The organism is Flavobacterium agri, assembly GCF_013401995.1.
Lineage (GTDB): Bacteria > Bacteroidota > Bacteroidia > Flavobacteriales > Flavobacteriaceae > Flavobacterium > Flavobacterium agri.
This window is the reverse complement of the sequence record NZ_JACBJI010000011.1, coordinates 9046-10623: the sequence shown is the minus strand read 5'-3', so window position 1 is coordinate 10623 and position 1578 is coordinate 9046. Positions and strand designations below refer to the sequence as shown.

The 1578-nt window shown below is 36.5% G+C and carries 1 protein-coding gene; it reads left to right on the top strand.

Features of this window, described 5'->3' with window-relative positions:
* Positions 1-526 (top strand): FEKKY domain-containing protein (locus tag HZF10_RS17430; protein WP_217703403.1); only part of this gene is annotated, 526 nt, incomplete at its 5' end.
* Positions 527-1578: the final 1052 nt, after the last annotated feature.

The window sequence follows — 1578 nt, the reverse complement described above, 5'->3', positions numbered from 1 at the left end:
CAAGCTAGAAAAAATCATAAGTTTTGTTACCTTTCGTATCGGCGGAGAGATCCGTCTCCGAAAGGCTGCCATGATCGTTAGCGGTCTAACGTTGGTAGCCATTAATAAAAAATCGTCTATGAATTCACGTCTTTTTTCTATTACTCTAATACTACTCTTGTCTTTTATAAAACTGTATTCACAAGAAGCAAATGAAAGTTATTTTAAAGACAGTGGTGCCGAAAAAATATTTTTTGTGCAAACTGAAAACGAAGCAAAAGATTTAGCCGAGAAAGATATCCAAAATAATAAAAGGCTTTTGTTCTTAATTGGAAGCATTGCGCCAGTGAGATATTCAAATGATAGCACCATAGAAAACAGATACAATTTCAAATATTACGATTTTGGTTGCGTAGCTCCAGATGAAAAAATTATCGAAGCCTACAATTTAGAAATTATAAAGTCAATAAATTCTCAGTCTAAAAGATGGAAAAAAGAAATAAGAAAAGATGTCATCGGTTTTAAACTTTTCAAAAAGAGGTTTTAACGGCTACCAACCGCCGCTAACCGCCATGGCAGCGGGCTGACTAACAGGAAGAGTTTCGTCCAAAAGCCGCAAAACTTAGATTTTTCCTGCTTTTACAAGCTAGGAAAAATCATAAGTTTTGCTACCTTTCGTCTCGGCGGAGAGTACCGTCTCCGCAAGGCTGCCATGATCGGTTAGCGGCCTCACGTTATGCGAGATTGCTTGAAAACTATAACGAAATCAAGAAATGAATAAATTATCAGCTATTCTTTTATTGTCAATCATTTTTTCGGCATTTAGTTCGAAAGAAACTTTCATAGAACAACTTCAAATTGGAAAATTCACTTATTCTATTTACAGTCAAAGTAAATTTTTACATGACGATAATCTAAACGCAGAATTCTTTATAGTCAAGACTAAATCGTCAAAGAAAAATCTTTGCAGCTCTTTTAAAAACGGATGTCGAAACGACACAACTTTTATAAAAGGCGGCTATACAAGTAATAAAAAAGAACTAATATTCAAAGAATACTATTATTCTAACTACAGCAAATTCTCCGATTCAATTATTAAGAGATTTATACCTGATAAATCTGGCGCTCTTCATTTATCAAAGATCGAACAATATAAAGAAGGAAAATTGTTTATCGAGTAGTTGCAACCTCGCATAACCGCCTATCTTGATCCATCGCTGGTTTCCGGTGACGGGAAGTGTCATTTCCGAAGCCGCAAAACATTGAATTTTTCAAACTTTCCAAGTTAGAAAAATTCAAAAGTTTTGCTACCTTCCGTCTTGACGGAGAGTACTTTCTCCGCCAGCCGCGACGGCCAAGATAGGCCTAACGTTATCGTCCAGCCACGTTTCACGACAAATTTAGAACGTCTCTCCTATTCTGGTTCTAGTTTTTTTTCGAGATTCCAACTTGATGTCCATATTGAAGAAATTTTTCCTCTGTGCGATTTAAAAAGGCTACTCACAATGCCGACCGAACCTAATCGCAGAAATAACCGAAATAAGAGTTAGTGGCAGCCGGGCATAGCGCAAAAAAAGATTTTTTGGGAAGGTTTTTCGG